Raw genomic sequence first — 23,170 nt, 5'->3', positions numbered from 1 at the left:
ATTTTTTTATTAATAAATATGCTACTGCTGTATTGACGAAATGAATAGGGACTGTTAGAATAAAAGCATACAAAAGAACATATTTGGGAATAGGTGCTGAAAAGCATAATAGAGAAGCCGGTTAAAGGCCGGCACGGTCCCGCCACTGTATGGTTGAGCGAATCCGATTAAGTCACTGGGAAACTGGGAAGGCCGGATGAGCGTTGACGCCGAGTCAGGAGAACTGCCTATTCAACATTCACCATTTGACCTACGAGCGATAGGGAGGAGAAGTTTGAATCTCCTTTTTGCGTACCCGTAAAAAGGATTTTTTTAGTCTGTTGATCAGAGTCGAAAGCTTTTGCTTTTGTCGTGCGGTCGTGGTGATTTATGAAATTCGGTATTATCACCACGGCATTTTTGTTTGTGGCTGTTAATATATTTTGTGGTAAATGTAGGGCATGCATTTATTCATCATCATCCTAAAAAAGAGGCTGTCCCGGGATTTTGTAATTTACAGATTCCGGGACAGTCTCTTTTTCTATAGTCCGGGAGATTATATTTAGTCGAATATAGTTTTAACAATATATGTTTTTGCTATTGTAAATTTTCACGATGAGTACCATATATTTCTATAGCATGGATTTGTTATTAACGATTTTGAAAAATTATAAAAAAGTAATTGACGGTGCTGTATATACGTGATATTATAATTTCAGTCGGTACGCGGGAGTGGCGGAATTGGCAGACGCACCAGACTTAGGATCTGGCGCCTTACGGCGTGGGGGTTCAAGTCCCTTCTCCCGCACCAACTTTATTATTGCACCTGGTAGGTGCTATTTTTTTTGCCAAAAATAATTTGAGCCTCAATCGTCTTGTGAGGCTCAATCGTTTTGGGACATGGGTAATCCATGATATGTTATAATTAATGAGTCAAAAGATTTAAATTAATACAATATGGTGCAGTATGGATAATACATTTACAGAACTGCTTTCACAGAACCCATCCTTTGCGGATGGGCTAAATGCATTTCAAAATAAAGGAAAATCAGTTATATATGGGCTCAGCGGCTCTCAAAAGAGTTTCTTGTTGAGCCGGGCTTTCGCAGACGGGCCCACCAAGCCGTTCGTCATAGTGGTTCATGATAAGGAACATAAGGAGATGTGGGAACGGGATTTAGCCTTTTTCTGGCCGAATGTTCCGGTGTTATCATTTCCTGTAACGGATCATGTTGATTTTACCACCGTTGCACGCAGCCTGGAGGACCAGGGGGCGCAGATGCGGGCCTTGAGCCTGTTAGCGTGGCAGGAACCGGTAGTGGTGCTGGCCAATGCGGAAGAGGTCACCCAATATGTGGTGTCACCCCAATATTTGAAAGGCCAATCTCTTCACTTCGGTTTGAGTGATGTGATTGATCGAAATACCGTACTGGAACAGTTGGTGACAATTGGATATGAACGAGTGGACCAGGCAGAACAGCGTGGTCATTTTGCCGTGCGCGGCGATATATTGGATATTTATCCCGTAAATAGTGATGACCCTATTCGTATTGAGTTCTTCGGTGATGAAATCGATACATTGCGTTTTTTCTCCGTTGAAAGTCAGCGCTCCGTCGAGCAAATCGAGTCCTATACGGTGACGCCTTTCTTCTTAGGTAATGATGATGCTGAAAGTACGCTTTTATCCTATGTAAAAGAGGGAACTCTTATTTACGATGAACCGGGACGGATTCAAGAGGCATTGAAAAAGTTCCTCAAGGAGGATCCGACTCATCGGAAAATGCACTGTGACTGGAGCGCCTTGCAGAGAACCGCAGATGCGCGGACACAGATTGCTTTCACATTTATGCAGCAGCGTTCCATCGGCCTTGGCGGATTTACCGCAATCGGTATTCAAGGCAAGACGATGACCAGTTTTGAGCGTCAGATTCCGCTGTTGACGGATGAAATTGAGCAGTGGCATCGCCGACATCATCAAGTGGTGCTAGTCCTTAATAACCAGCAGCGCAGAAAGGGCATTGAGCGGGCTCTGGAGCAGGAAAATATTCCTTTTATTCATAGTGATACCTGGATTTCTAAACCCGATACTGTCGTTATTTTACAAGGCCTTTTAACAGATGGTTTTGAATTGCCGAACAGCCACATTGTGGTTGTTGTAGAGGGCAATATTTACGGACAGCAGAAGCGCAAATTGAGAAACAAGCCGAAGAAAGGTCAGGAAATCAATTATTTTACGGATCTGACTGTCGGTGATTATGTAGTTCACAGTGTTCACGGTATCGGCAAGTACATCGGACTTAAGACGATTGAAACCGAAGGTATTCATCGTGATTATATTGAAATCGCCTATGCCGGTACGGATAAATTGTTTTTGCCGGCCAATCATCTGGATCAGTTGCAAAAGTATATCGGCAATGAAGGTGATGTGCCTCGTATCCATAAGATGGGCGGCGGTGACTGGAATAAGGTCGTTACGAAGGCGAAAAAGTCCATCGATGACTTGGCGGAGAAATTGGTGGAATTATATGCACAGCGTGAGATAACCGAAGGGTTCGCGTTTCTTCCTGATCAACCGTGGCAACAAGAATTTGAAGATGCATTTCCTTATGAAGAAACGGCGGATCAACTGCAGGCGACGGCGGAAATCAAGGAGTCGATGGAACGCCCGGTGCCTATGGACAGACTTCTGGCGGGGGATGTAGGCTTCGGTAAAACCGAGGTGGCTATGCGAGCCATCTTTAAAGCCGTTATGAGCGGTAAGCAGGTGGCCGTGCTCGTGCCGACCACCGTATTGGCTCAACAACATTATCAGACCTTTGTGGACCGATTCTCTTCGTTCGGAGTTAAGGTGGACGTATTGAATCGATTCCGCAGTACAGCCGAGAAAAAGCAGATTCTCAAGGGCGTTGAGGACGGCTCTGTAGATGTATTGATCGGTACGCATTCATTGCTCAATAAAAAGGTAAAGTTTAAAGATTTAGGTATGCTCGTCGTCGATGAGGAGCAGCGATTCGGTGTAGCACAGAAGGAAAAGTGGAAAGAATGGGCGCATAATATCGATGTACTCACCTTGAGTGCCACTCCGATTCCTAGAACATTACATATGTCACTCGTAGGGGTGCGGGAGATGTCCGTCATTAATACGCCGCCTGAAGAGCGTCTACCGGTTCAGACCTATGTGGTTGAATACGATATGAATCTCATCGCTGATGCGATCAAGCGGGAGTTATCCCGAGGGGGACAGGTGTATTTCGTATATAACCGCGTTGCCTCTATTGAACATATGGGGGAACTTCTGGCAGATGCATTGCCGGGGCTACGGTATGCTATTGCTCACGGTCAGATGACGGGGCGTCAAATCGAAGAGATTATGACCGACTTTTATGAAGGTCACTATGATGTGCTCGTATCGACGAGTATCATTGAAACGGGATTGGATATTCCGAATGCAAATACGATTATTATTTATGATGCGGACCGATTGGGATTGTCTCAGCTATATCAGATGCGCGGCCGTGTGGGGCGCTCGCGCCGCAGGGCTTATGCGTATTTCATGTATCGTCCGGATAAGATGTTATCCGAGGCGGCGGAGAAGCGCTTGAAAGCCATCGAGGAATTTACGGAACTCGGAGCAGGTTTTAAGCTCGCCATGCGCGATCTTGAAATCCGTGGAGCAGGTAATTTGTTGGGCTCGCAACAACATGGCAACATCGCATCCGTCGGCTTCGGTATGTATGTAACGATGCTGGAAGAGGCCATTGCAAAGGCTCAAAATAAAGAGGTGGAACGGGAGACTGCCGTTGATCCCGCCATCGATTTAGAGGTGGATGCCTTTATCGACGATGCCTATATCAAGGACAGTGCCCGAAAAATCTCCGTATATCAACGATTATTGCGCATTAAGTCTAAAAAAGACCTTGATGATATGACGGATGAACTCATTGATCGCTTCGGAACGCCGACGGATCCGGTGGACCGTTTGTTGCGCATCGCTCAAATCAAGGAGCAGGCTCGATTATTGGGCATTAAGAGCATGGTACGCCGTGAAGGACAGCTCATTATTCACTGGTACGATGATTCGAAAATGGCCGATTGGGATATGGGCACTGTTCGTGAAGATTTATGGAAGAAAATGAAATTCGTAGATACAAAACCGACCACATTGTATGTGAGCCTCAACGGTATGAAGGGTTCTATTTTAACGATTACAGAAGCGGTGATGGAGGCATTGAGTCAGAAATCATCGACAAAGGAGAGCCTATGAATCGATTTCTAAAAGGTGCCATGATTTTGACCTTGGCAGGTATTATCGTCAAGATTATCGGCGCTTTCAGCAAGGTCCTGATCGCCCGCATTCTGGGCGGTGAGGGGATAGGTCTTTATATGATGGCCTATCCGATTTATCAGATTATCGTCAGCATATCCGCATCGGGGATTCCCGTGGCCATATCGATTATGATTGCCGAAAAGCTTGCCAACGATGATATACGCGGTGTTCAGAAGGTTTTTTTCGTATCTTTGCGGACCCTTACCGTGCTGGGAGTCGTATTTAGTCTCGCATTGTATAGCAGCGCTCAGTGGCTGGTTGATTATCATATCATAACCGACGCTCGGGCGTTGACAGCCATTCAGCTTCTGTCTCCGGCTATTTTGGTGGTGACCATATTGAGTTGCTTCAGAGGTTATTTTCAGGGCTTTCAATATATGGTCCCTACCGGTACGAGCCAGGTTTTTGAACAGATATTCCGCGTGTCCTCCATGGTGGGGCTGGCGTATTATTTTATAGATCGCGGCTTGCATCTCGCGGCCGGAGGTGCTACGTTTGCTACGTTTCCCGGTGTATTGGCGGGGCTGTTGGTGCTGATTTATTTTTACTATCGCCAACGTCATGTGCGTCAACAAATGTTGATGCATCAGAATCCGCAGGTTTCCGCTGAAAGTACGACGACCGTCGTAAAGCGTTTATTCAGTCTTGCGATTCCCGTATCGATGGCTAATATCATGTTGCCGATGGTATCCCTTATCGATACTTTCATCGTTCCGAAACGATTGATGGATATAGGATACTATCTGCATGAAGCGACCACACAATTCGGTTATTTAACAGGAATGGCTACGTCCTTAATCGGCTTGCCGATCATTCTGACCACATCTTTGGCGGCAAGCCTTGTGCCGGCCGTTTCCGAAGCGCATGCGCAAAAGGATATGCATCGCATCGTGCAGCGTTCCGGTTCGGCCATCAAAATTGCGAATATGTTTACCATACCGGCCTGTGTGGGCCTCTGTGTATTGGCGACGCCTATATCTCAGCTTATTTATGCGACGCCTAATGCAGGACCTGTCATTGCGGTCATCAGCTTGAGTATCGTATTCCTTGGATGGCAACAGGTGACGGCGGGGATTCTGCAAGGGCTCGGTAGAACTATGATTCCTATGGCTGCCATTTTTATTGGACTTTTAGCAAAAACCGTACTAGATTATAAATTAACGGGAACTGTCGAGCTCGGCATAAACGGCGCCGCATGGGCTACAAACTTCAACTTTGCCATTGCAGCCCTCATCAACTATACCTTTGTAAAACGATATGTAGGTGCGGTTTTAAATAAAATGGAACTCTTAAAAATCATCGTATCCGCCATGGCTATGGGCGGTGCAACCCAGGTGATTTATGTAAGCACGGTGGACCTGTTGGATAATGGCGGAGCCGTGGCGATGGCTATACTGGTGGCTATTTTCGTTTACTGCTTATCCTTATGGCTTACCAAGGCGATTGTGAAGGACGATATCTATTATTTCCCGATCATCGGTAAACGCTTACAGGCTCGCCGAAACAGAGAGGAGGCGAAACTATATGAACAACAATATTGATCAGTCCGGTTTGATTCATGATGAATCTACAGAAAAGGTATCGATTAAACCGCTTGTTGATGTAGTGAAAGCATTGCGTGCTCCCGATGGCTGTCCATGGGACAGAAAGCAGACTCACGAGTCGCTGCGGCGCTACTTTATCGAGGAGACCTATGAGGTGGTGGATGCGATTGATAATAAGGATATGCTCAATTTACGGGAAGAATTAGGCGATGTATTACTACAGGTCGTGTTTCACAGTCAGTTGGCGGAAGATGCGGGACATTTTACGCTGCAAGATGTCATTGATGATGTGACCGCCAAGATGATTCGCCGTCATCCGCATATTTTCAATCCCGGAAATGATGAAAAATCATATAGTTGGGATGAATTAAAGGCACAAGAAAAGAAAAATATACAAAATTCTGTATTAGACGGCGTTTCTAAAAGTTTACCCGCTTTAGTGGTCGCTCAGAAATTACAGGAAAAGGCCGGAAAGCTAGGCTTTGACTGGGATGAGCTTGATCCTGTCTGGGCGAAAGTAGACGAGGAAATGGCTGAATTTAAGGAAGCCGTAGGCGAAAAAGATAGTGAAAATATGGAAAAAGAGGCGGGAGATGTGCTTTTTTCCTTGATTAATTTATTTAGATGGTATAAAATAAGCGGTGAAAATGCACTGAATCGCACAAACACTAAGTTCCGACAGCGTTTTTCACATGTAGAGGCTTGTGTTAACCAAAGCGATCGCTCATGGGAAGACTTTTCATTAGCTGAGCTGGATGCTTTTTGGGAGGAGGCTAAGGTGCAGGAAAAGTAACCTGGAGGTATTTTGACATCTCGGGTATTGTATTTTTAAGGAGGTTCTGTCATGAATAAAACAGAATTAATCGCAAGTGTTGCACAAAAAACTGAGTTAACAAAAAAAGACGCTGAAAAAGCAGTTAAAGCTGTATTCGATACAGTTGCTGAAGAATTAGCTGCTGGTGGTAAAGTACAAGTTATCGGCTTCGGTACTTTCGAAGTTCGTGAACGCGCAGCTCGTGAAGGCCGCAACCCACAAAACGGCAAAACTATCCGTATCGCAGCTTCCAAATCTCCTGCATTCAAAGCTGGTAAAGGTTTGAAAGAACAAGTTAACGCTGCAAAAGCTAAAAAACGCAAAAAATAATCTGCTGTAAAAGTAAAAGAGACCTTTCGAGGTCTCTTTTTTTTGTCTATTTATGGTATAATGCACAGAGAAAGGGTGCATTATGAATAACGATATATCACGGAAGGTTCTCATTGTGTCCGCATCCATCGGAACGGGGCATATGCAGGCTGCCAGAGCCATAGAAGAATATTGGAAGGATAAGGAACCACAGGCCACCATCAGTCATGTGGATTTTTTGGATACCGAGACGATGTCCGTCGAGCATCTGATCAAGGGGACATACATCAAGATGATTGACGTGTTTCCGATGCTGTACGACATCATTTACCGCGTCTCCAAAGGGGAGAAGCAGGGATCCATTATGCAGACCGCTCTGTCTTATCTGTTAAAAGGTCGTATGCTCAAGCTGATTCAACAGGAAGAACCTGATGTGATGGTCTTTACGCACCCGTTTCCCTGTGGGGCCGCATCGATCCTGAAACGACAGGGACATATCAATATGCCTCTCGTAGCGATTATGACGGATTTCAGCAGCCATCAATTTTGGCTCTATCCGCAGGTTGATACATACTTTGTGGCTACCGAAAGTATGGTTTCCGAGATGGTACAGTCCGGTATCGATGAGTCGCGCATACACGTGTCGGGGATTCCCGTGCGTCGTTCCTTTTTTCGAGATGCTATTGAGGATTACTCCTTAGAGAAACCTGTGAAAGTACTCGTTATGGGCGGAGGTCTTGGCCTCGGTTCATTGGAAACGGCATTGAAGCATTTAGATGATGTGAACGGTATCGATGAAATCACTGTTGTAGCCGGTCAAAATACATCGCTCTATGAATCATTGGTGACCCTCAGTACCTCGATGAAAACGAAGACCACCGTATTCGGTTATACGTCAAATATTTCGGAATTGATGAAGACATCCTCCTTACTGGTGACGAAGCCGGGCGCATTGACCTGTATGGAGGCGGTGACAATCGGATTGCCGATGGTATTCTTTAATGCGATTCCCGGGCAGGAGGAAGCCAATGCGGAACTTCTTGAACAGCGCGGCTGCGCTCGCTGGGCTCGCGATATTCACAATCTGGAGGACGTTGTTGCGGCGCTTCTCATCAATCCGCCGCGATTACAGCAGATGTCTCAACGCGCTCGCGAATGGCAAGTGGACGGAGCGGCGGAAATCGTAAATGATTTGATTAAAATTTTAGATGATTATGATACGGTGCAGGTAACGGCTATAGAGGAATCTATATAGTTGCTAAGACATAATTAGCCCCTTGGTATTGACTGGCTTCAGTCTGATACCAAGGGGCTATTGGTTTATACCGTATTAATTAATTTGTATTTTATTGGTGTTGTTCGATGTGTTCTTCGCGAATATCCTCTAATGTGGCAAGAAATGTTTCCGTGCTGTCCGCATTTTGTAACAGTTCCTGTAGCTGATGAGAACTGTCCAGCGTGACACTCCATTGAAATGAGTCGTTATCATCGTATACATTGAATACGATAGGTGTATCTAAATCCTCGGGCATGTATCCGTCATCATCGGATACGGTAGCATAGGTACCGTCCTCTAGGAGCTCTGTGAATAATGTATCATATCCGTCTATGTCGATGATTTCAAAATTGATGCTTTCATAAAAGTCTAATACCGTATCTGTTACCATAAGGACCTCCTCAGGAATATTTATTACGTTACGTTTATTCTACTGATGGGGACCGTTACTGTCAATGATAATCTTGTAGTATAATAAGTACCATAGTTACAAAACAGGAGCGGAATATGAATGTCATCAGTTTACAGAATATAGAAAAATCATATGGCACGCGGCTGTTATTTAAAGACGTGAACATTACTTTTACTACGGAGAAACGATTGGGCCTTGTCGGGATTAACGGTACAGGTAAGTCCACATTTTTAAAAATATTAGCCGGCCAGATGGAGGGCGATAAGGGTCATATTGAACGAAACGGAAAGGCGACTATATATTATTTGGAGCAGACCCCGGATTTTGATGTGAATGCGACCTTGTTGGAGGCGATTCTAGATGGAAATCATCCAAGACTGCAAATGGTTAAGGATTTTGGTCGAATCAGTCGAGAATATCACGCTATGCAGGCGGCGAACCGCGATGATGATCGGGTATCCCGCCGGTATATGAATGCATTGGAACAGATGGATCAACAAGACGGCTGGCAGGTGGAGCAGGAAGCTCGCATCATTTTATCCAAGCTGGGGTTTATGGATGTGGAGCAGAAGGTGAAGCTGTTGTCCGGCGGGCAGAAGCGGCGCCTCGCACTGGGGCAGGCCTTGTTATATCCCTGTGATTTACTGTTGTTAGATGAGCCGACGAATCATTTGGATGAGAACAGCATTGAATGGCTCGAATCCTATTTGAGCACTCGTCAGGGGGGACTCCTGATCAGTACTCATGACCGGTATTTCCTCGATTCCGTATGCAATGGTATTTTGGAATTGTCGAATCGACGCATGTATCAATATGATGGCAATTATGAGGAGTTTCTTGCTCTGAAAGCTGATCGTGAAGCGCGTGAGGCGGCATCTGAAGAAAAGAGACGTCAATTTCTGAAGCGTGAAATCGAATGGGTGCGCCGCGGTGCACAGGCGCGCAGTACGAAGCAGAAGGCTCGCCTGGACAGATATGAAGCGTTAAAGAATATGGAAAAGACTCGTCGTTCCGATCAGATGGATCCGATCGCATTAAAGACTCGGTTGGGGAAGACGATTTTTGATATCGAGCACTTAACCTTTAATTTCGGAAATCGTCCGATTATTTCAGATTTTACGTATCATGTGGTTCGTCATGATCGCATCGGTATCGTAGGCCCTAACGGGGTGGGAAAATCTACATTTATGAACATCCTTGATGGTGCCTATGAGCCGACGGGCGGCACTATTGGCAAGGGAGAAACGGTTCGTATCGCTCACTTTAAACAGGAATTGCCGGAATTTGACGAGGATATGCGCGTTCTCGATTATATTCGGGAAGATCATGCTTACATGGTGTTGGGGGATGGCTCCACGTTGAGTGCGGGACAGATTCTGGAGAGATTTCTCTTTACGCCGGAGCTTCACGGTGTGCCGATTCGCAAATTGTCCGGCGGTGAGCGTCGTCGTCTCTATTTGCTGAAACTGCTCATGAGTGCACCGAATGTGTTACTGCTCGATGAACCGACGAATGATCTAGATATTCCAACCCTTGAGGTATTGGAGGATTTTCTAGACTCTTTCGGCGGCGTCATCATCACCGTATGCCATGATCGGTATTTTTTGGACCGAGTGGTGGATAAACTCTTTGTATTTACCGGCGATGGTCATATCGATATCGTGCATGGCTCATATTCGGATTACAAGGATGCTCTTGATGAAAGTACTGTAGGGAAGCGGACGTTCTATGTCGCTGATATAGCAGGCGATACCGTAGATAATACAGGAAAAGGAGATAAAAAACATAGTGATACATTTGTACAGCCTGAATTGCATCAGGAAAATGCAGAGCCATCTGTAATGGACCGTGAGGCGGATAGCGGCAAGTTGAATTCCGCAGATGTTGAAACGATTCGGAAGGGTGACGTACAGGATACTTTCACAGATACATCTGTAAAAAAGGGACTCAATAAATCAGAACAAGCCGAGTATGACCGAATTCTTGAAGAAATGCCGAAGGTAGAACACCTCATCAAAGGCATTGATGTTATGATTGCACAATTCGCAACAGACTATGAAAAAACGCAAGAACTGATGACGGAGCGTAATGAGGCGGAGGAACTTTTAAATGCCTTAACGGAGCGGTGGATAGTTCTTGAAGAACAATTATAATTTGTGATATAATTCACTGATGATATAACGATAACAACGTTACCTAAGTAGGAGGAATTCATGAGTAAGTATCAATTCTTGGATCGTCGCGTACCTATTGAAGAAGGAAATATTGCATTAGTACAAGACTTATCTAAATGTAAGAACTGTTCTTTGTGTCGCAAGGCTTGTGCCGTAGACATGGGCGTATTTGATTATTATGATTTAACGACGAACGGAGACCATCCGATTTGTATCCATTGCGGTCAATGTGCATCTATTTGCCCGTTCGATTCCATTAATGAACGCTCTGAAATTGATGAGGTGAAAGCGGCTATCGCTGACCCTGATAAAATCGTTATCTTCCAAACTGCGCCGGCAGTGCGTGTCGGTCTGGGCGAAGAGTTCGGACTTGATGCGGGGACCTTCGTAGAAGGCAAAATGGTAGCAGCCCTTCGTAAATTGGGCGGAGATTATGTACTGGATACAAATTTCGGCGCTGACATGACCATCATGGAAGAAGCATCGGAACTTGTTGAACGCGTTCTAAACGGCTCGGGCGAGTTGCCTCAATTTACATCCTGCTGTCCTGCTTGGGTTAAATTTGCGGAAACATTTTATCCGGAATTCTTACCGAATTTATCCACGGCTAAGAGTCCTATCGCTATGCAGGCGCCTACGCAGAAAACATATTTTGCGGAAAAAATGGGCCTCGATGCAAAGAAAATCGTCGCTGTTGCGGTAACACCTTGTACGGCGAAGAAATTTGAAATTCGTCGCGATGAAATGAACTCTTCCGCGGAATACTGGGATGTACCGGAAATGCGTGATACGGATTACTGTATTACAACACGTGAACTGGCTAAATGGTTACGCGCTGAGGACGTTAGTTTCGACGAGCTTGAAGATTCCGCATTCGATCCGTTGATGGGGGAAGCTTCCGGCGGCGGTATCATCTTCGGTAATACCGGCGGTGTTATGGAAGCGGCTATGCGCACTGCATACAAGGTGGTAACGAACGAAGATGCACCGAATACATTAATTCCGTTCGAAGCAATCCGCGGCATGGACGGTGCCCGTGAAGCGGACGTTACAATCGGTGATAAGACATTACACGTTGCGGCCGTACACGGTACAGGTAACTTGCGTAAATTTATTGAACGCATGCGTGCAGAAAATATCCATTATGATTTTATCGAAGTGATGGCTTGCCGAGGCGGCTGTATCGGTGGCGGCGGTCAGCCGCGCGTTAAATTGCCGATGGCTGACAAGGCTCGTGAAGCTCGTATCGCCTCTTTGTATACGCGCGATAACGAAGTAAAAGTTAAAGCATCCTGTGATAATCCGGATATTCAAAAACTATATGCCGAATTCTTTGACGGTAAACCGTTGAGTCATAGGGCCCATCATATGTTACATACGACATATGTAAGCCGTGCAGAAGACCTGGGCCCTAACGGTGCATGTACACCGGCTACATGCCCTACATCGGTGCCTAATTTGAAAAAGGCGGCTGATGCGGCAAAAGCGGCGGCGGAATCCAATAATTAATATAATGATAGATACATTGTAGTATTCGTAATAAAAGCAACCGATCCATATCCTGTTATAGACCGGTTGCTTTTTCATATACTATATACGATATGCGCATATGAAGTATTAACATTGAGACTGTTAAATTTGTTTAGGAATTCTTTGGGGTATGTTATAATGAAGTTATATTACAGAAGCAAACCGATACTGTTTCAGGAGGAACTTCATGGCTTTTAAATTAAAGGGAAAAGAAGAAAAGTTTTTCAGTATTCTAGAACATCATGCTGCCTTGACATATGAAAGTGCAGAAATGATGGAGCGTGTTTTTAAAGGGGAGATTTCAAAAGAGGAGGCCTTTCTTGAAATTGATACAAAAGAAAAGGCTGCAGATGAATTAGTGAGCGAAACAGTAGAGCGATTGCGCAAGACTTTCATTACCCCGATGGATCGCGAGGACATTCAATTGTTGATCGATCAATTGGATACGACCTTGGATAATATCAAAGAAATCATGGATAAGATGCTGATGTACCATGTGGGGAACCCTAGTGACGGCGCGATACGCATGAGTGAAATCGTCGTGAAATGCGTAAAGCATATTAATAAATCCATCGGATACATGGGCAGTCTTAAGAAAGATCATGTAAAGGTGGAAGGCCGCGTACATCAAGTGTTAAAGCTTGAGTCTGAAGCAGATAATATTTATCATGAAGAAATGGCTAAACTCTTTACGGAATGCAATGATCCGATTGAGATTATCAAATGGAAGGAAATCCTTAGCGCTATGGAAGATGTCATCGATGGCTGCGAAGATTTGGTAGGCACATTCCGCCGGGTAGTATTGAAGTATGCTTGATTCTCATTATTTGGTATGGCTGGTCGTGTTGTTGGCGTTAGCCTTTGATTATATCAACGGCTTTCATGATACGGCAAATGCCATTGCGACATCCGTATCGACGCGGGCGATTTCACCTAAAAAGGCGATTATGATGACCGCAGGGCTGAATTTCCTCGGTGCCATGGTCAGTACCGGTGTAGCGAAGACCATCGGCGGGGATATCGTATTATCGCCTGATCTGATTGACAGTTCTATTATCAGCGCCGCATTGATCGGCGCTATCGTATGGAATCTTGCCACCTGGTGGTGGGCGATTCCAAGCTCCTCATCTCATGCCCTGATCGGCGGTATTATCGGTGCCGTCGGATGGTCAGTCGGTTTTGATGCCTTAAATGAAGGCGGTATCTTGAAGATATTTTTCTCCCTTATTTTATCGCCGATCGTAGCGATGATAGGGGGCTTCATCATCATGAAGCTGTTGCTGCTCATCTTCGGAGGATTTTCACCGATTGTCTTAAATGACCGATTCCGATCCATGCAAGTTGTATCGGCGGTTATGATGGCGTTTTCTCATGGCTCAAATGATGCTCAGAAAGCGATGGGGATTATCACATTGACATTGCTCAGCGGCGGATATATCGATACCCTCGATGTACCGTTATGGGTAAAATTATGCTGCGCTTCCGCGATGGCTTTAGGCACCGCGGCAGGTGGTTGGAAAATCATTTCCACCATGGGAACAAAGATTTTCAAATTGGAAACCATCAACGGTTTTGCGGCGGATTTAAATTCCGCTATTACGATTTTTACAGCTACGTTCTTGCATTTACCGGTCAGCACGACTCATGTTGTGAGCGGCTCTCTTTTGGGGGTCGGCTCGGCTAAGCGTGTGAAAGCTGTTAACTGGGGCGTAGCACGATCCATGGTTATGGCATGGTTCGTCACGATTCCGTTGTCAGGTATCGTATCGGCTATTGCTTATGAAGTAGGACATCTGTTATTCGGTTAATATAAAATATAAAAAAGGGCTGTAACAGGCTGCGCAAAAACCGCGCTCCTGTTACAGCCCTTTTCATTATTAATAGGGTTGTGTATATGTGTAATTATTTTTCATAGGATTAAATTTGTAACACGCTTTGTCCTCTAACCCCTTAACATGTATTGGTATATTTAAATTTGAAACATGTTTTGTCTATAATCCCATTATTTGCTGGAGTCAGTGGACTTTGTATCATCTGATGTCTTAGCATTATCCTTGTTGCTAATAATGATATGTCCATCTACAACATCGGCAAGTAAATGTTTAGCATCGATGTGATCCAAGTAGAAGTCAGTCACATTATCGCGTATTTCAGATTCGATGACGCGACGTAATGGACGAGCGCCCATTGCTTTGTCATAGCCTTGTTCCATCAAGAGTCCTTTGGCTGCATCGGTTACATCAAGGGTGATGTTTTTCTTCGCCAATGTGGCATTTACTTGGGCAAGCATCAAATCAACGATTTTCTTCAAGTCTTCCTTGCTTAAATGATTAAATTCGATAACCGCGTTGAAACGGTTCAAGAATTCAGGGCGGAAGAATGGGGCGATACGGTCCATGATTTCAGCTGAGCTTTCATCATCCTTAGTATCACCATAACCAAAGCCTGCGTTAGATGTGGCGATGATAACGGTGTTCTTGAAGTTGACTGTGTTACCCTGACCGTCTGTTAGATGGCCGTCATCCAATACTTGTAAAAGTAATGTGATAACTTGAGGATCCGCTTTTTCGATTTCGTCGAATAGGATGATGGAATATGGGTTACGACGAACACGTTCAGTTAATGTATTGGAGTTATCGTCATAACCGATGTAACCGGCAGTGGCACCAATCAATTTGGATACTGCAGTGCGGTCGCTATATTCGGACATATCGAGACGAATAATAGCGTCTTTATTGCCGAACATATCAAGAGCCAATTGCTTTGCCAATTCCGTTTTACCGACACCGGTAGGGCCCACAAATAAGAAGCTGCCGATTGGACGATTGCCTTCGTCAAAGCCTGCACGGTTACGACGGATTGCCTTAGATACAGCTTCTACAGCTTTATCTTGGCCGATTACATGAGCTTCCAACCGAGACTTCATATCTTTCAATCGTTCGATATCGGATGCACCCATTTGGGATACAGGAATACCTGTCATGCGTTCTACCGCTTCGGCTACATCGTTAACCTTAGCCACAACCTTTTGATTTTCTGTGTGGTTATCGATTTCTTCCTGTAATTTCTGAATGCGCATCTTTTCATTGATAGCGGATTCGTAATCTTCTTTTTGTGCGTATTCCTCCTGTTTGGCCTTAGCATCCGCAATATCCGCTTCCAATGTTTTGATATCGGTTACGGGATGTTGAGAGGCCAAGTGAGCAGCTGTTACATCGATCAAGTCGATGGCTTTATCAGGCAAGCTTCGTTGCGGGATGTATTGCACGGAATAATCTACGGCCGCTTTCAATACAGCGTCTGGTAATTCGATGTTGTGATGTGCTTCATACAATGGGCGAATGCCTTGTAAGATTTTGAAAGTATCTTCCGGGGACGGTGCGTTTACTTTTACTTCATTAAAACGTCGAGCGAGAGCCGCATTTTTCATAATCGTGTTACGATATTCATCCTGTGTAGTCGCACCGATTACGGTCATTTCACCACGAGATAGAGCGGGTTTCAAAATATCTGCCAACCCCTTGGAGCCTTGACCATCACCTGTGGATCCGGCACCTAGGATCTGGTGGATTTCATCAAAGAATAGGATGATATTGCCCGCAGCCTTTACCTCTTTGATAAGGTTTTGAATGTTTTCTTCGAAGGAACCACGGTATTGTGTACCTGCTTCCAAACCGGAAATATCAATGGAGATGATTTCCTTATTTTTAATCGCTGCCGGTACATCGCCGTTTACGATAGCTTGAGCCAACCCTTCGACAACGGCTGTTTTACCGACACCGGCATCGCCGACCAACACCGGATTGTTTTTTGTACGACGTGCCAAGATTTCAGCCGTTTCCTGAATTTCTTTATTACGTCCGATAACAGGATCAAGTTTTCCGTTACGGGCCTGTTCTGTTAAATTTGTACCGAGTTTAACAAGAATACCATCTTGCTTTATCTTACCTTGTTGTGCAGCTTGAATTTCTTCATCGGTAGGTAAGTGACCTGTCTGACGATAGTAAGCAAATTCTTCAGGCGTTACTTCACGACCGTTGATCTTGTATCGACGGGTTTCTGTGGAATAACCGCCCATATTTCCCATCAATTGATTAAACAAATCATTCATACTACCAAATTCACTGCCAAAGTTATTAAAATTGTTATTCATATATATTACCTCACTTTTTACTACAAGCTTAACTATTTGACCTTTTGTCTACTTAATTTCTTGCGTATATTATTAGGTTTCGTTGACCTTATGTCATTATAATAAACTTAAAAAGTCAAAAAGTCAATAGTTCAAAATAAAATTTTTGACTTTTTCTGATTTTTTATGTTGAGGAATATTATTATAATAGTAAAATATAGGTAAATACTATATTCTATAATCTGAATATATCTATATTTGGCAACATTGATGTCGTTATTCAAGTGTGAAAGTATATAAATCTTATAATTATGTGCTTTGATTAACTATGCATTTTATTAATGCTTGCCATTTATATATGAATTACCGCGATTTAATCGCCTGTTAGAAATGGATAAGTATTGAATAGTTATGTACATAAGAGTATACTGGTCCTTGAGAGGAGTTATTTCAAGTGAAAAGTGAGGTATGTATATGGCCTGGGGTGGAGCAAGACGTGGGGCAGGGCGCCCTTGTAAACCTATTAAACGCATTGGCAGAACCTTTCGACTTAGCGATGAGGAGTTTCTTTCGTTAAGACCTTTGATTATGGCGATTAAGGCTAATAATGACAGGCGGTATGAAACAAAAAGGACATGAGCGTTAATCTGTCGGAACAATTATGACGGCATTGTCACAGCATATGATAACTGAATATCAAATTTTATATCTATTTGTACTTAACTTTTTTAAATCTTTCTAATCACAACACATTCCAACTCTCTAATATATGCTGTGTGCAATAAGCAATATGAAAAGGACCCGGTTCTTATGGACCGGGTCCTTTTCAGTATTAGATTAGATTGAATTGAATGACTATTCGACTCTAGTCGATTTTGACACCGTGAATTTCTTCCGCCAGGCGTTTGAGTGCATCCACTGTACGCACGCCTGGTGTGATTTCAGAAAGTTTTACACGGATGAAGTGATTTTCTTTAACGGCTGTAATATCTTGAAGTTGAGGATTTGTCTTGATCTTTTCGATTTTTTGCTGGAAGTCGTCATCGTTGCGGATAGAGTTACCGTAGTCAGCGATAATAATGTAATCCGGATTTTGTGCAATAACTGTTTCCCAGGAGCCTTTAGCCCATGTTTTATCCACGCCCAATCCGCTCATAACATTATCTGCGCCGATAAGTCTTAAGATATTTGTTGTATAGCCTTCAAATGCGGTAAATGGTTGACCGTCTTCGGAGTCATAGATAAATACGCGTTTACGAGGTAAATCCTTTAGCTTGTCCTGAATAGAAGCCAATGTTTTACGTTGATCTGCGACCCAGTCTTCGGCCTTGTCTTTTACACCGAAGATCTCGCCTAATTTGATCATATCGTTGAAGTTCGTATCTAAATCGGCTTTTGTGGATAACATGGATTCAGGAAGCCAGATATTTACCTTTTGAGCAATCATCTTATCGGCCGGAATGGCGCGTTTACTGAAAGAATCCGGCCAGCCGGTGGCAAAGTCTGGTTTTACGGACATAAACACTTCATAAGACGGCCATTTGTCGGATAATACTTTTACCTTATCGTAAGCGGCTTGTAAAGGAGGATAAATTTCTTCTTCTTTAAATGCTGTTCCCGCCATTTTATCTTCAAGTCCTAATTGCAACATCATTTCTGTTGTTGCTTGAGACATTGATACGGCGTGAGTAGGAGGTGTTTTTACGGAAAAATCCGTTTTTGTACCGTCGAATGTTTCACTCCAAGTCACGACTTTTCCTGTGTCAGCTGTATCTTTGGTGGCATCAGATCCACAACCGGCAATGGCAAAGGCTGCACAGGTCAGGGTAATTACTAATAATTTTTTTTCTTTTCTTAAATTTTGAAACATGATAAATCCTTTCTTTGGTTAATAATATAAATGATAGCGCCCTTCATCCCAGGATGTTTTGAAAGGAACTTCAAAAATCGGTTCAAGAATTTCAGGTGTGAGGATTTCGTCAGGTGAACCTTCTTTCAATATAGCCCCGTGATTCATTATGATTACATGGTCACAGTATTGAGCGGCCAAATTTAAATCATGCAGCACTACAATCGTAGTGCCTGTGAAAGCCCGTAGTTGTTTCATAAGGGCTATTTTATATTTCATATCCAGATGATTGGTAGGCTCATCCAGGAGGAGTACCTGCGGCTCCTGTGTCAGTGCCTTAGCGATAAAGACGCGTTGCTTTTCGCCGCCCGACAGATGATGAATCTCCTCGTTGGCAAGATGTGCGATACCTACTTCATCCATATAGTACTCTGCAATTTTAATGTCCTCTGAACCATATGTACCGAAGTGTTGCTTGTACGGATAGCGCCCCATGAGGACAATATCTTTCACTAAGAAGTCATCAATCATGGCGTCTCTGGATTGTGATAAGACTGCCACTAATTGAGCGAATTCGCGTCCTTTATAGGATTCTAAGGGGCGTTGGTTTAATGTGATTTTATTTTGCGACGGATGAAGGCGGTATAGATGGCTGAGCAGCGTTGATTTACCGCATCCGTTAGGGCCGATTATGGCCGTTATTCTATTCGTTGGAAATGTTACGGTAATATTCTTTAACACTTCTTTTTTCTCATAAGAAAAAGATAACTGATTGATATGATACATAGTATCTCCCATAAATTTGATAAAGACAGCTAACCGTTGTGTTTATAACGATTCATGATAATCCATATGAAGAGCGGAGCCCCTAATAAGGATGTAAGGACACCGATAGGGATTTCTTCCGGACTATAGAGTGCCCTCGATAATACATCTGACCAAATCATAACGATACTGCCGATAAGTGCACTGAACAGCAATGTGTGTGTATGTTTGGGCCCGCCTATAATCCGTGCCAAGTGGGGAATGATAAGACCGATAAATCCAACCATTCCGACCTTTGACACTAATGTGGCGATGACGATGGAGGATATGATGACGATGCTCAGTTGCAATTGTTTTACGGATAAGCCCATTTGTGAGGCTTCGTGATTGCCAAGAAGCAGTACATCTAGATCCTGATTAAACATATATATGTATATAATTAATAAGGTTACAATAACTGCTGTTAGCGGCAGGTCGCCCCACTGTATGCCGGCAAAGCTGCCTAGCAGCCAGAACATGGCGCTACGGACTTGAGCTTCGTGTTTTGCTCCATAAATAATCATCATCGTTAATGCTGAGAAGATTCCGGTCATTCCCATACCGATGAGTATGAGTTTTACGGGACTGTTGCTTTTACCGACGCAAAGCAGTACCAGCAGAATGGAAAGTGCCGCGCCCAAGGCGGCAAAAACAGGCGTATTATATTGTCCTAATAGAGGAATGCCGCCCATGATTATGGCGAAAACAGCGCCGGTACTCGCACCGGATGAAACGCCTAATACGTAGGGATCTGCCAAGGCATTACGTGTGACGGTCTGCATTAATAAACCTACGAGCGAAAGACCGATACCCGTTAGAACCGAGTAGATAAGTCGTGGCAACCGAATATCTGTAATAATCGTGTCTGTCGTAGTTGTCTGAGTATTCGGATTCAGTATGTGCGTAAGTGCAGACATTATTTGTTCTAATGGAATAAAATTAGCCCCGAACTGAAGGGCGACTACTAATGAAATACAGAGTATAAGACTTAGAACTAGTACTTTTATCAGAATCTGCATAAAATCTCCTTGTTATCGTTTTAGCAGGTAATAACTACTTAGATGAGTATAGATAATTTTCAATATATATACAATATGGATAGGCGTATGGGTATTCGAAATTATAGATGAACAAGCAATAAGATTGGTATACAAATTTGTGAGTCCATATTATTTAGGCCTTAGGTTTTTATACTTATGATGAGTTCATCTGTTTTTTGATATATGAAATTTGTCACAGAATAGATATAATAGACATGATATCTAATGTGTACTTAAGCTTAGGAGGTGTTAGCTTGTTACAAGATTTATTATCCGAGGACAATGTATCCTTTCATTATCCGGCGGAATCCTGGGAGGATGTCATTCGTCATGGGGGTCAGCTTATGGTGGAGGCAGGATTTACGGAACCTTCTTATACGGAGGCTATGGTAGAGGTCGTTCGTGAAATGGGTCCGTACATCGTATTGGCTCCGGGGTTAGCTATGCCGCATGCACGTCCCGAAAATGGAGCGAAACAAGTGGGAACGGCACTGGTTACGTTGGAAAAACCATTGGATTTCGGCAGTCCTGATAATGACCCTGTTTCCGTGGCATTGTTCTTATGTGCACCTAACAAAGATGAGCATATTCAATTGCTTACGGACATTGCGATGCTGTTTGATGATGAAGAATTTCTTGATGCGGCTGTTAATTTTGAAAGCATCGATGATGTTCAGGCATTCTTGGCGGAACATTTGAGTGAATAGTGAGTTGTTTAAAAACTCTAGTTATCTCTAGTTAGATATATGTATATATATTCTTTAACTTAGACATATTACATGTATTATTAGTTATGATGTATCGTGGTTGATAGTATAGGAGGATTTTATGATTTCAGTATTAACTGTATGTGGTAATGGCATCGGATCCAGCTTGATGCTTAAAATGAAAATTGAAGAAATATGTGCGGAAAACGGTATCGATGCACAAGTGGAATCCATTGATTTTAATGCGGCTCAAGGTCGTAAGGCGGATTTAATCGTAACCGTGAAAGAATTAGCGGAACAGTTTGATGGTAAAAATGTGGCTGTCGTTCGTAGCTATATCAATAAAAAGAAGATTAAAGAAGATATTTTAGAGGCATTGCAACAGGCGGCTCAATAACAGTCGTTTGAGTTTTACCATAGGAGGTAGTGTTATGGAAATGGTATTGGAGTTTTTACGTGATGTGCTCTCTCAACCGGCATTATTAATCGGTATCATGTCATGTATCGGATTGATTGCACTGAAACGTCCATTTCATAAAATTATGACGGGCACGCTAAAGCCGATTCTCGGTTATTTAATGCTCGCCGCAGGGGCCGGTGTTATCGTAAGCAATCTCGACCCGTTGGGAAAGATGATTGAACATGGATTTCATATTACCGGTGTCGTACCGAATAATGAAGCTATCGTAGCGGTAGCACAAAAGGTATTGGGCGTTGAAACGATGTCTATTCTCGTAGTCGGTCTTATTATGAACTTATTGATTGCCCGTTTTACCAAGTTCAAATATGTATTCTTAACCGGTCATCACAGCTTGTTTATGGCGTGTCTCATGTCCGCCGTGTTGGGAACGGCTGGGTTGTCAGGCATGGAACTCATCCTTGTAGGCGGTTTTTTGATGGGGGCCTGGTCCGCTATTTCTCCTGCTATCGGTCAAAGTTATACATCTAAAGTGACGGATGGTGATGAAATCGCAATGGGGCACTTTGGCAGCTTAGGATATTATTTATCCGCATGGATTGCTAAATATGTTGGTAAAGCCGATGACAGCACGGAGGACATTGAGATTCCGGAAAAATGGGGCTTCTTACGTGACTCCACATTGTCTACGGCTTTGACGATGATCGTGTTTTATTTAATTGCGGCCTTTGCGGCAGGCTCTGAGTTTGTAGCAACCTTATCGGGTGAAATGAGTCCTTATTTATATGCCATTATGAGCGCTATGAACTTTGCGGTAGGTGTGACTATCGTATATTCCGGTGTTCGAATGATTTTAGGTGATTTGATTCCTGCGTTCCAAGGGATTGCTACAAAGATTATCCCTAATGCTATTCCGGCCGTAGATTGCGCCGTATTCTTCACCTATGCACCGACGGCCGTAGTGCTAGGCTTTATCAGTTCTTTCATAGGCGGTATCATCGGAATGCTCATTCTTGGAGCCGTAGGTGGTGTTTTGATTATTCCGGGCCTTGTACCTCACTTTTTCTGCGGTGCTACTGCCGGTATTTTCGGCAATGCTACAGGTGGTCGCCGTGGTGCAGCGGTAGGGGCATTTCTCAACGGCTTGGCGATTACATTTTTGCCTGCAATGGCGTTACCTGTTTTGGGACAGCTCGGCTTCCAAAATACGACTTTCGGTGATGCGGATTTTGCAGTGGTAGCTTTAGTGCTAGGCCACGCTTTCGAATGGATCGGTATGGCAGGTATTTACGGTATCGTCGCTATTGCTGCATTGGTATTGATTATTCCTAATTTTATTAAAACGAAAGGTAAAGTTATTAACTACGTAGAAGAGGAATGATGAAAACAACAGCGCAACATCGATATGCAGTAGTGCGCTATGTATTTCTTACTATAGCCGCTATTAGCTTTGGCCTTGGTACTGTAGGCATTGTATTGCCAATGTTGCCAACTGTTCCTTTTTACATGCTTACACTATTTTGTTTGGCGCGAGGTTCTGAAAGATTCCATAAGAAGTTTCTGGAGTCCGATTTATATCAAAGGACTGTCGGAGCTTATGAGCGCAATAAGGCGTTGTCGGTTCGGGCAAAGTTGACCATCCTGGCTTCCGTCAGTACCATAATGGCGATAGGGGCCTACTTTAGTAGGAATATTTCGACAGCGCTTATAGTGATGGCAATCGTATGGATTGCACATGTAATAGCCTTAACATGTGTTGTAAAAACAAAAAATAAGTAAGTACCGGTTATTATACTTTAAACTGGCCACCCCTATTAGATGTGTTGATTAGGGGGTGGTCATTTTATTTGAGGAG

Annotated in this window: 18 protein-coding genes, 1 tRNA gene and 1 riboswitch; of the genes, 14 read left to right on the top strand and 5 right to left on the bottom strand. The window is 43.7% G+C overall.

Annotated elements, in window-relative coordinates:
• The first annotated feature begins 74 nt into the window (after nucleotides 1-74).
• A riboswitch (cobalamin riboswitch) is annotated at nucleotides 75-245 on the top strand.
• A 460-nt stretch (nucleotides 246-705) separates the two neighbouring features.
• From CKV62_RS07085 to CKV62_RS07060, 6 genes are all read left to right on the top strand, one after another.
• A tRNA-Leu gene (locus CKV62_RS07085) sits at nucleotides 706-790 on the top strand.
• Between the two features lie 156 nt (nucleotides 791-946).
• Nucleotides 947-4,243 (top strand): transcription-repair coupling factor, encoded by a 3,297-nt coding sequence (gene mfd / locus CKV62_RS07080; RefSeq protein ID WP_095066333.1) that lies wholly within the window; start codon nucleotides 947-949, stop codon nucleotides 4,241-4,243.
• Entirely contained in the window at nucleotides 4,240-5,847 is a 1,608-nt protein-coding gene (locus CKV62_RS07075; RefSeq protein ID WP_095066332.1) for a putative polysaccharide biosynthesis protein, read from the top strand. Before mfd ends, CKV62_RS07075 begins: the two co-directional genes overlap by 4 nt.
• Nucleotides 5,831-6,643: a nucleoside triphosphate pyrophosphohydrolase gene (gene mazG / locus CKV62_RS07070; RefSeq protein WP_095066331.1), complete on the top strand. Its 813-nt coding sequence runs from the start codon at nucleotides 5,831-5,833 to the stop codon at nucleotides 6,641-6,643. Before CKV62_RS07075 ends, mazG begins: the two co-directional genes overlap by 17 nt.
• 51 nt (nucleotides 6,644-6,694) lie before the next feature.
• Nucleotides 6,695-6,994: an HU family DNA-binding protein gene (locus CKV62_RS07065; RefSeq protein ID WP_038115973.1), complete on the top strand. Its 300-nt coding sequence runs from the start codon at nucleotides 6,695-6,697 to the stop codon at nucleotides 6,992-6,994.
• Nucleotides 6,995-7,076: 82 nt separating this feature from the next.
• Nucleotides 7,077-8,228 carry an MGDG synthase family glycosyltransferase gene (locus CKV62_RS07060; protein WP_095066330.1) on the top strand — a complete coding sequence of 384 codons (1,152 nt, stop codon included), beginning with the start codon at nucleotides 7,077-7,079 and terminating at the stop codon, nucleotides 8,226-8,228.
• Nucleotides 8,229-8,319: 91 nt separating this feature from the next.
• On the opposite strand, the gene CKV62_RS07055 is transcribed toward CKV62_RS07060, so the two are convergent.
• Entirely contained in the window at nucleotides 8,320-8,640 is a 321-nt protein-coding gene (locus CKV62_RS07055; protein ID WP_095066329.1) for a hypothetical protein, read from the bottom strand.
• 116 nt (nucleotides 8,641-8,756) lie between these two features.
• Between CKV62_RS07055 and CKV62_RS07050 the strand changes: the two genes are divergently transcribed.
• From CKV62_RS07050 to CKV62_RS07035, 4 genes are all read left to right on the top strand, one after another.
• Nucleotides 8,757-10,814, top strand: coding sequence for an ABC-F family ATP-binding cassette domain-containing protein (locus CKV62_RS07050; protein WP_095066328.1), 2,058 nt, complete (start codon nucleotides 8,757-8,759; stop codon nucleotides 10,812-10,814).
• Between the two features lie 60 nt (nucleotides 10,815-10,874).
• Nucleotides 10,875-12,344: a [FeFe] hydrogenase, group A gene (locus CKV62_RS07045; protein WP_095066327.1), complete on the top strand. Its 1,470-nt coding sequence runs from the start codon at nucleotides 10,875-10,877 to the stop codon at nucleotides 12,342-12,344.
• A 208-nt stretch (nucleotides 12,345-12,552) separates the two neighbouring features.
• Nucleotides 12,553-13,182 (top strand): DUF47 domain-containing protein, encoded by a 630-nt coding sequence (locus CKV62_RS07040; RefSeq protein WP_038115958.1) that lies wholly within the window; start codon nucleotides 12,553-12,555, stop codon nucleotides 13,180-13,182.
• Nucleotides 13,175-14,173: an inorganic phosphate transporter gene (locus CKV62_RS07035; protein WP_095066326.1), complete on the top strand. Its 999-nt coding sequence runs from the start codon at nucleotides 13,175-13,177 to the stop codon at nucleotides 14,171-14,173. The genes CKV62_RS07040 and CKV62_RS07035 overlap by 8 nt, the downstream gene beginning before the upstream one ends.
• Before the next feature lie 194 nt (nucleotides 14,174-14,367).
• Here the strand turns inward: CKV62_RS07035 and CKV62_RS07030 are convergent, their stop codons facing one another.
• The 4 genes from CKV62_RS07030 to CKV62_RS07015 all read right to left on the bottom strand — a co-directional run bounded on the left by CKV62_RS07030 (nucleotide 14,368) and on the right by CKV62_RS07015 (nucleotide 20,169).
• The gene (locus CKV62_RS07030) at nucleotides 14,368-16,518 is read right to left on the bottom strand and encodes an ATP-dependent Clp protease ATP-binding subunit (RefSeq protein ID WP_095066325.1); all 2,151 of its coding nucleotides are present in this window, start codon (nucleotides 16,516-16,518) and stop codon (nucleotides 14,368-14,370) included.
• An 844-nt stretch (nucleotides 16,519-17,362) separates the two neighbouring features.
• Nucleotides 17,363-18,367, bottom strand: coding sequence for an ABC transporter substrate-binding protein (locus CKV62_RS07025; RefSeq protein WP_095066324.1), 1,005 nt, complete (start codon nucleotides 18,365-18,367; stop codon nucleotides 17,363-17,365).
• Between the two features lie 18 nt (nucleotides 18,368-18,385).
• Entirely contained in the window at nucleotides 18,386-19,132 is a 747-nt protein-coding gene (locus CKV62_RS07020; RefSeq protein ID WP_095066323.1) for an ABC transporter ATP-binding protein, read from the bottom strand.
• A 29-nt stretch (nucleotides 19,133-19,161) separates the two neighbouring features.
• Nucleotides 19,162-20,169, bottom strand: a complete 1,008-nt coding sequence (locus tag CKV62_RS07015; RefSeq protein ID WP_095066322.1) for a FecCD family ABC transporter permease — start codon at nucleotides 20,167-20,169, stop codon at nucleotides 19,162-19,164.
• Between the two features lie 275 nt (nucleotides 20,170-20,444).
• On the opposite strand from CKV62_RS07015, the gene CKV62_RS07010 reads away from it, so the two are divergent.
• From CKV62_RS07010 to CKV62_RS06995, 4 genes are all read left to right on the top strand, one after another.
• Nucleotides 20,445-20,897, top strand: a complete 453-nt coding sequence (locus CKV62_RS07010; RefSeq protein WP_095066321.1) for a PTS sugar transporter subunit IIA — start codon at nucleotides 20,445-20,447, stop codon at nucleotides 20,895-20,897.
• A gap of 121 nt (nucleotides 20,898-21,018) precedes the next feature.
• Nucleotides 21,019-21,294, top strand: a complete 276-nt coding sequence (locus CKV62_RS07005) for a PTS sugar transporter subunit IIB (RefSeq protein ID WP_038115943.1) — start codon at nucleotides 21,019-21,021, stop codon at nucleotides 21,292-21,294.
• Nucleotides 21,295-21,328: 34 nt separating this feature from the next.
• Nucleotides 21,329-22,696 (top strand): PTS ascorbate transporter subunit IIC, encoded by a 1,368-nt coding sequence (locus tag CKV62_RS07000; RefSeq protein WP_095066320.1) that lies wholly within the window; start codon nucleotides 21,329-21,331, stop codon nucleotides 22,694-22,696.
• Nucleotides 22,696-23,094 (top strand): YbaN family protein, encoded by a 399-nt coding sequence (locus CKV62_RS06995; protein WP_095066319.1) that lies wholly within the window; start codon nucleotides 22,696-22,698, stop codon nucleotides 23,092-23,094. Before CKV62_RS07000 ends, CKV62_RS06995 begins: the two co-directional genes overlap by 1 nt.
• Nucleotides 23,095-23,170 lie beyond the last annotated feature (76 nt).

Origin of the sequence: Veillonella rodentium (genome assembly GCF_900187285.1) — a bacterium.
GTDB classification, from domain to species: domain Bacteria; phylum Bacillota; class Negativicutes; order Veillonellales; family Veillonellaceae; genus Veillonella; species Veillonella rodentium.
Note: the sequence above shows the minus strand (reverse complement) of the source record. Positions and strands in the feature narration are given on the sequence as shown.

What these genes read in the sequence shown, in the direction of transcription:
- CKV62_RS07005 (WP_038115943.1), top strand. Translation starts at nt 21,019, where the DNA reads ATGATTTCAGTATTAACTGTATGTGGTAATGGCATCGGATCCAGCTTG.
- mfd (WP_095066333.1), top strand. Translation starts at nt 947, where the DNA reads ATGGATAATACATTTACAGAACTGCTTTCACAGAACCCATCCTTTGCG.
- CKV62_RS07045 (WP_095066327.1), top strand. Translation starts at nt 10,875, where the DNA reads ATGAGTAAGTATCAATTCTTGGATCGTCGCGTACCTATTGAAGAAGGA.
- CKV62_RS07040 (WP_038115958.1), top strand. Translation starts at nt 12,553, where the DNA reads ATGGCTTTTAAATTAAAGGGAAAAGAAGAAAAGTTTTTCAGTATTCTA.
- CKV62_RS07025 (WP_095066324.1), bottom strand. Translation starts at nt 18,367, where the DNA reads ATGTTTCAAAATTTAAGAAAAGAAAAAAAATTATTAGTAATTACCCTG.
- CKV62_RS07020 (WP_095066323.1), bottom strand. Translation starts at nt 19,132, where the DNA reads ATGTATCATATCAATCAGTTATCTTTTTCTTATGAGAAAAAAGAAGTG.
- CKV62_RS06995 (WP_095066319.1), top strand. Translation starts at nt 22,696, where the DNA reads ATGAAAACAACAGCGCAACATCGATATGCAGTAGTGCGCTATGTATTT.
- CKV62_RS07060 (WP_095066330.1), top strand. Translation starts at nt 7,077, where the DNA reads ATGAATAACGATATATCACGGAAGGTTCTCATTGTGTCCGCATCCATC.
- CKV62_RS07015 (WP_095066322.1), bottom strand. Translation starts at nt 20,169, where the DNA reads ATGCAGATTCTGATAAAAGTACTAGTTCTAAGTCTTATACTCTGTATT.
- CKV62_RS07055 (WP_095066329.1), bottom strand. Translation starts at nt 8,640, where the DNA reads ATGGTAACAGATACGGTATTAGACTTTTATGAAAGCATCAATTTTGAA.
- CKV62_RS07075 (WP_095066332.1), top strand. Translation starts at nt 4,240, where the DNA reads ATGAATCGATTTCTAAAAGGTGCCATGATTTTGACCTTGGCAGGTATT.
- CKV62_RS07030 (WP_095066325.1), bottom strand. Translation starts at nt 16,518, where the DNA reads ATGAATAACAATTTTAATAACTTTGGCAGTGAATTTGGTAGTATGAAT.
- CKV62_RS07065 (WP_038115973.1), top strand. Translation starts at nt 6,695, where the DNA reads ATGAATAAAACAGAATTAATCGCAAGTGTTGCACAAAAAACTGAGTTA.
- CKV62_RS07035 (WP_095066326.1), top strand. Translation starts at nt 13,175, where the DNA reads ATGCTTGATTCTCATTATTTGGTATGGCTGGTCGTGTTGTTGGCGTTA.
- CKV62_RS07050 (WP_095066328.1), top strand. Translation starts at nt 8,757, where the DNA reads ATGAATGTCATCAGTTTACAGAATATAGAAAAATCATATGGCACGCGG.
- CKV62_RS07000 (WP_095066320.1), top strand. Translation starts at nt 21,329, where the DNA reads ATGGAAATGGTATTGGAGTTTTTACGTGATGTGCTCTCTCAACCGGCA.
- mazG (WP_095066331.1), top strand. Translation starts at nt 5,831, where the DNA reads ATGAACAACAATATTGATCAGTCCGGTTTGATTCATGATGAATCTACA.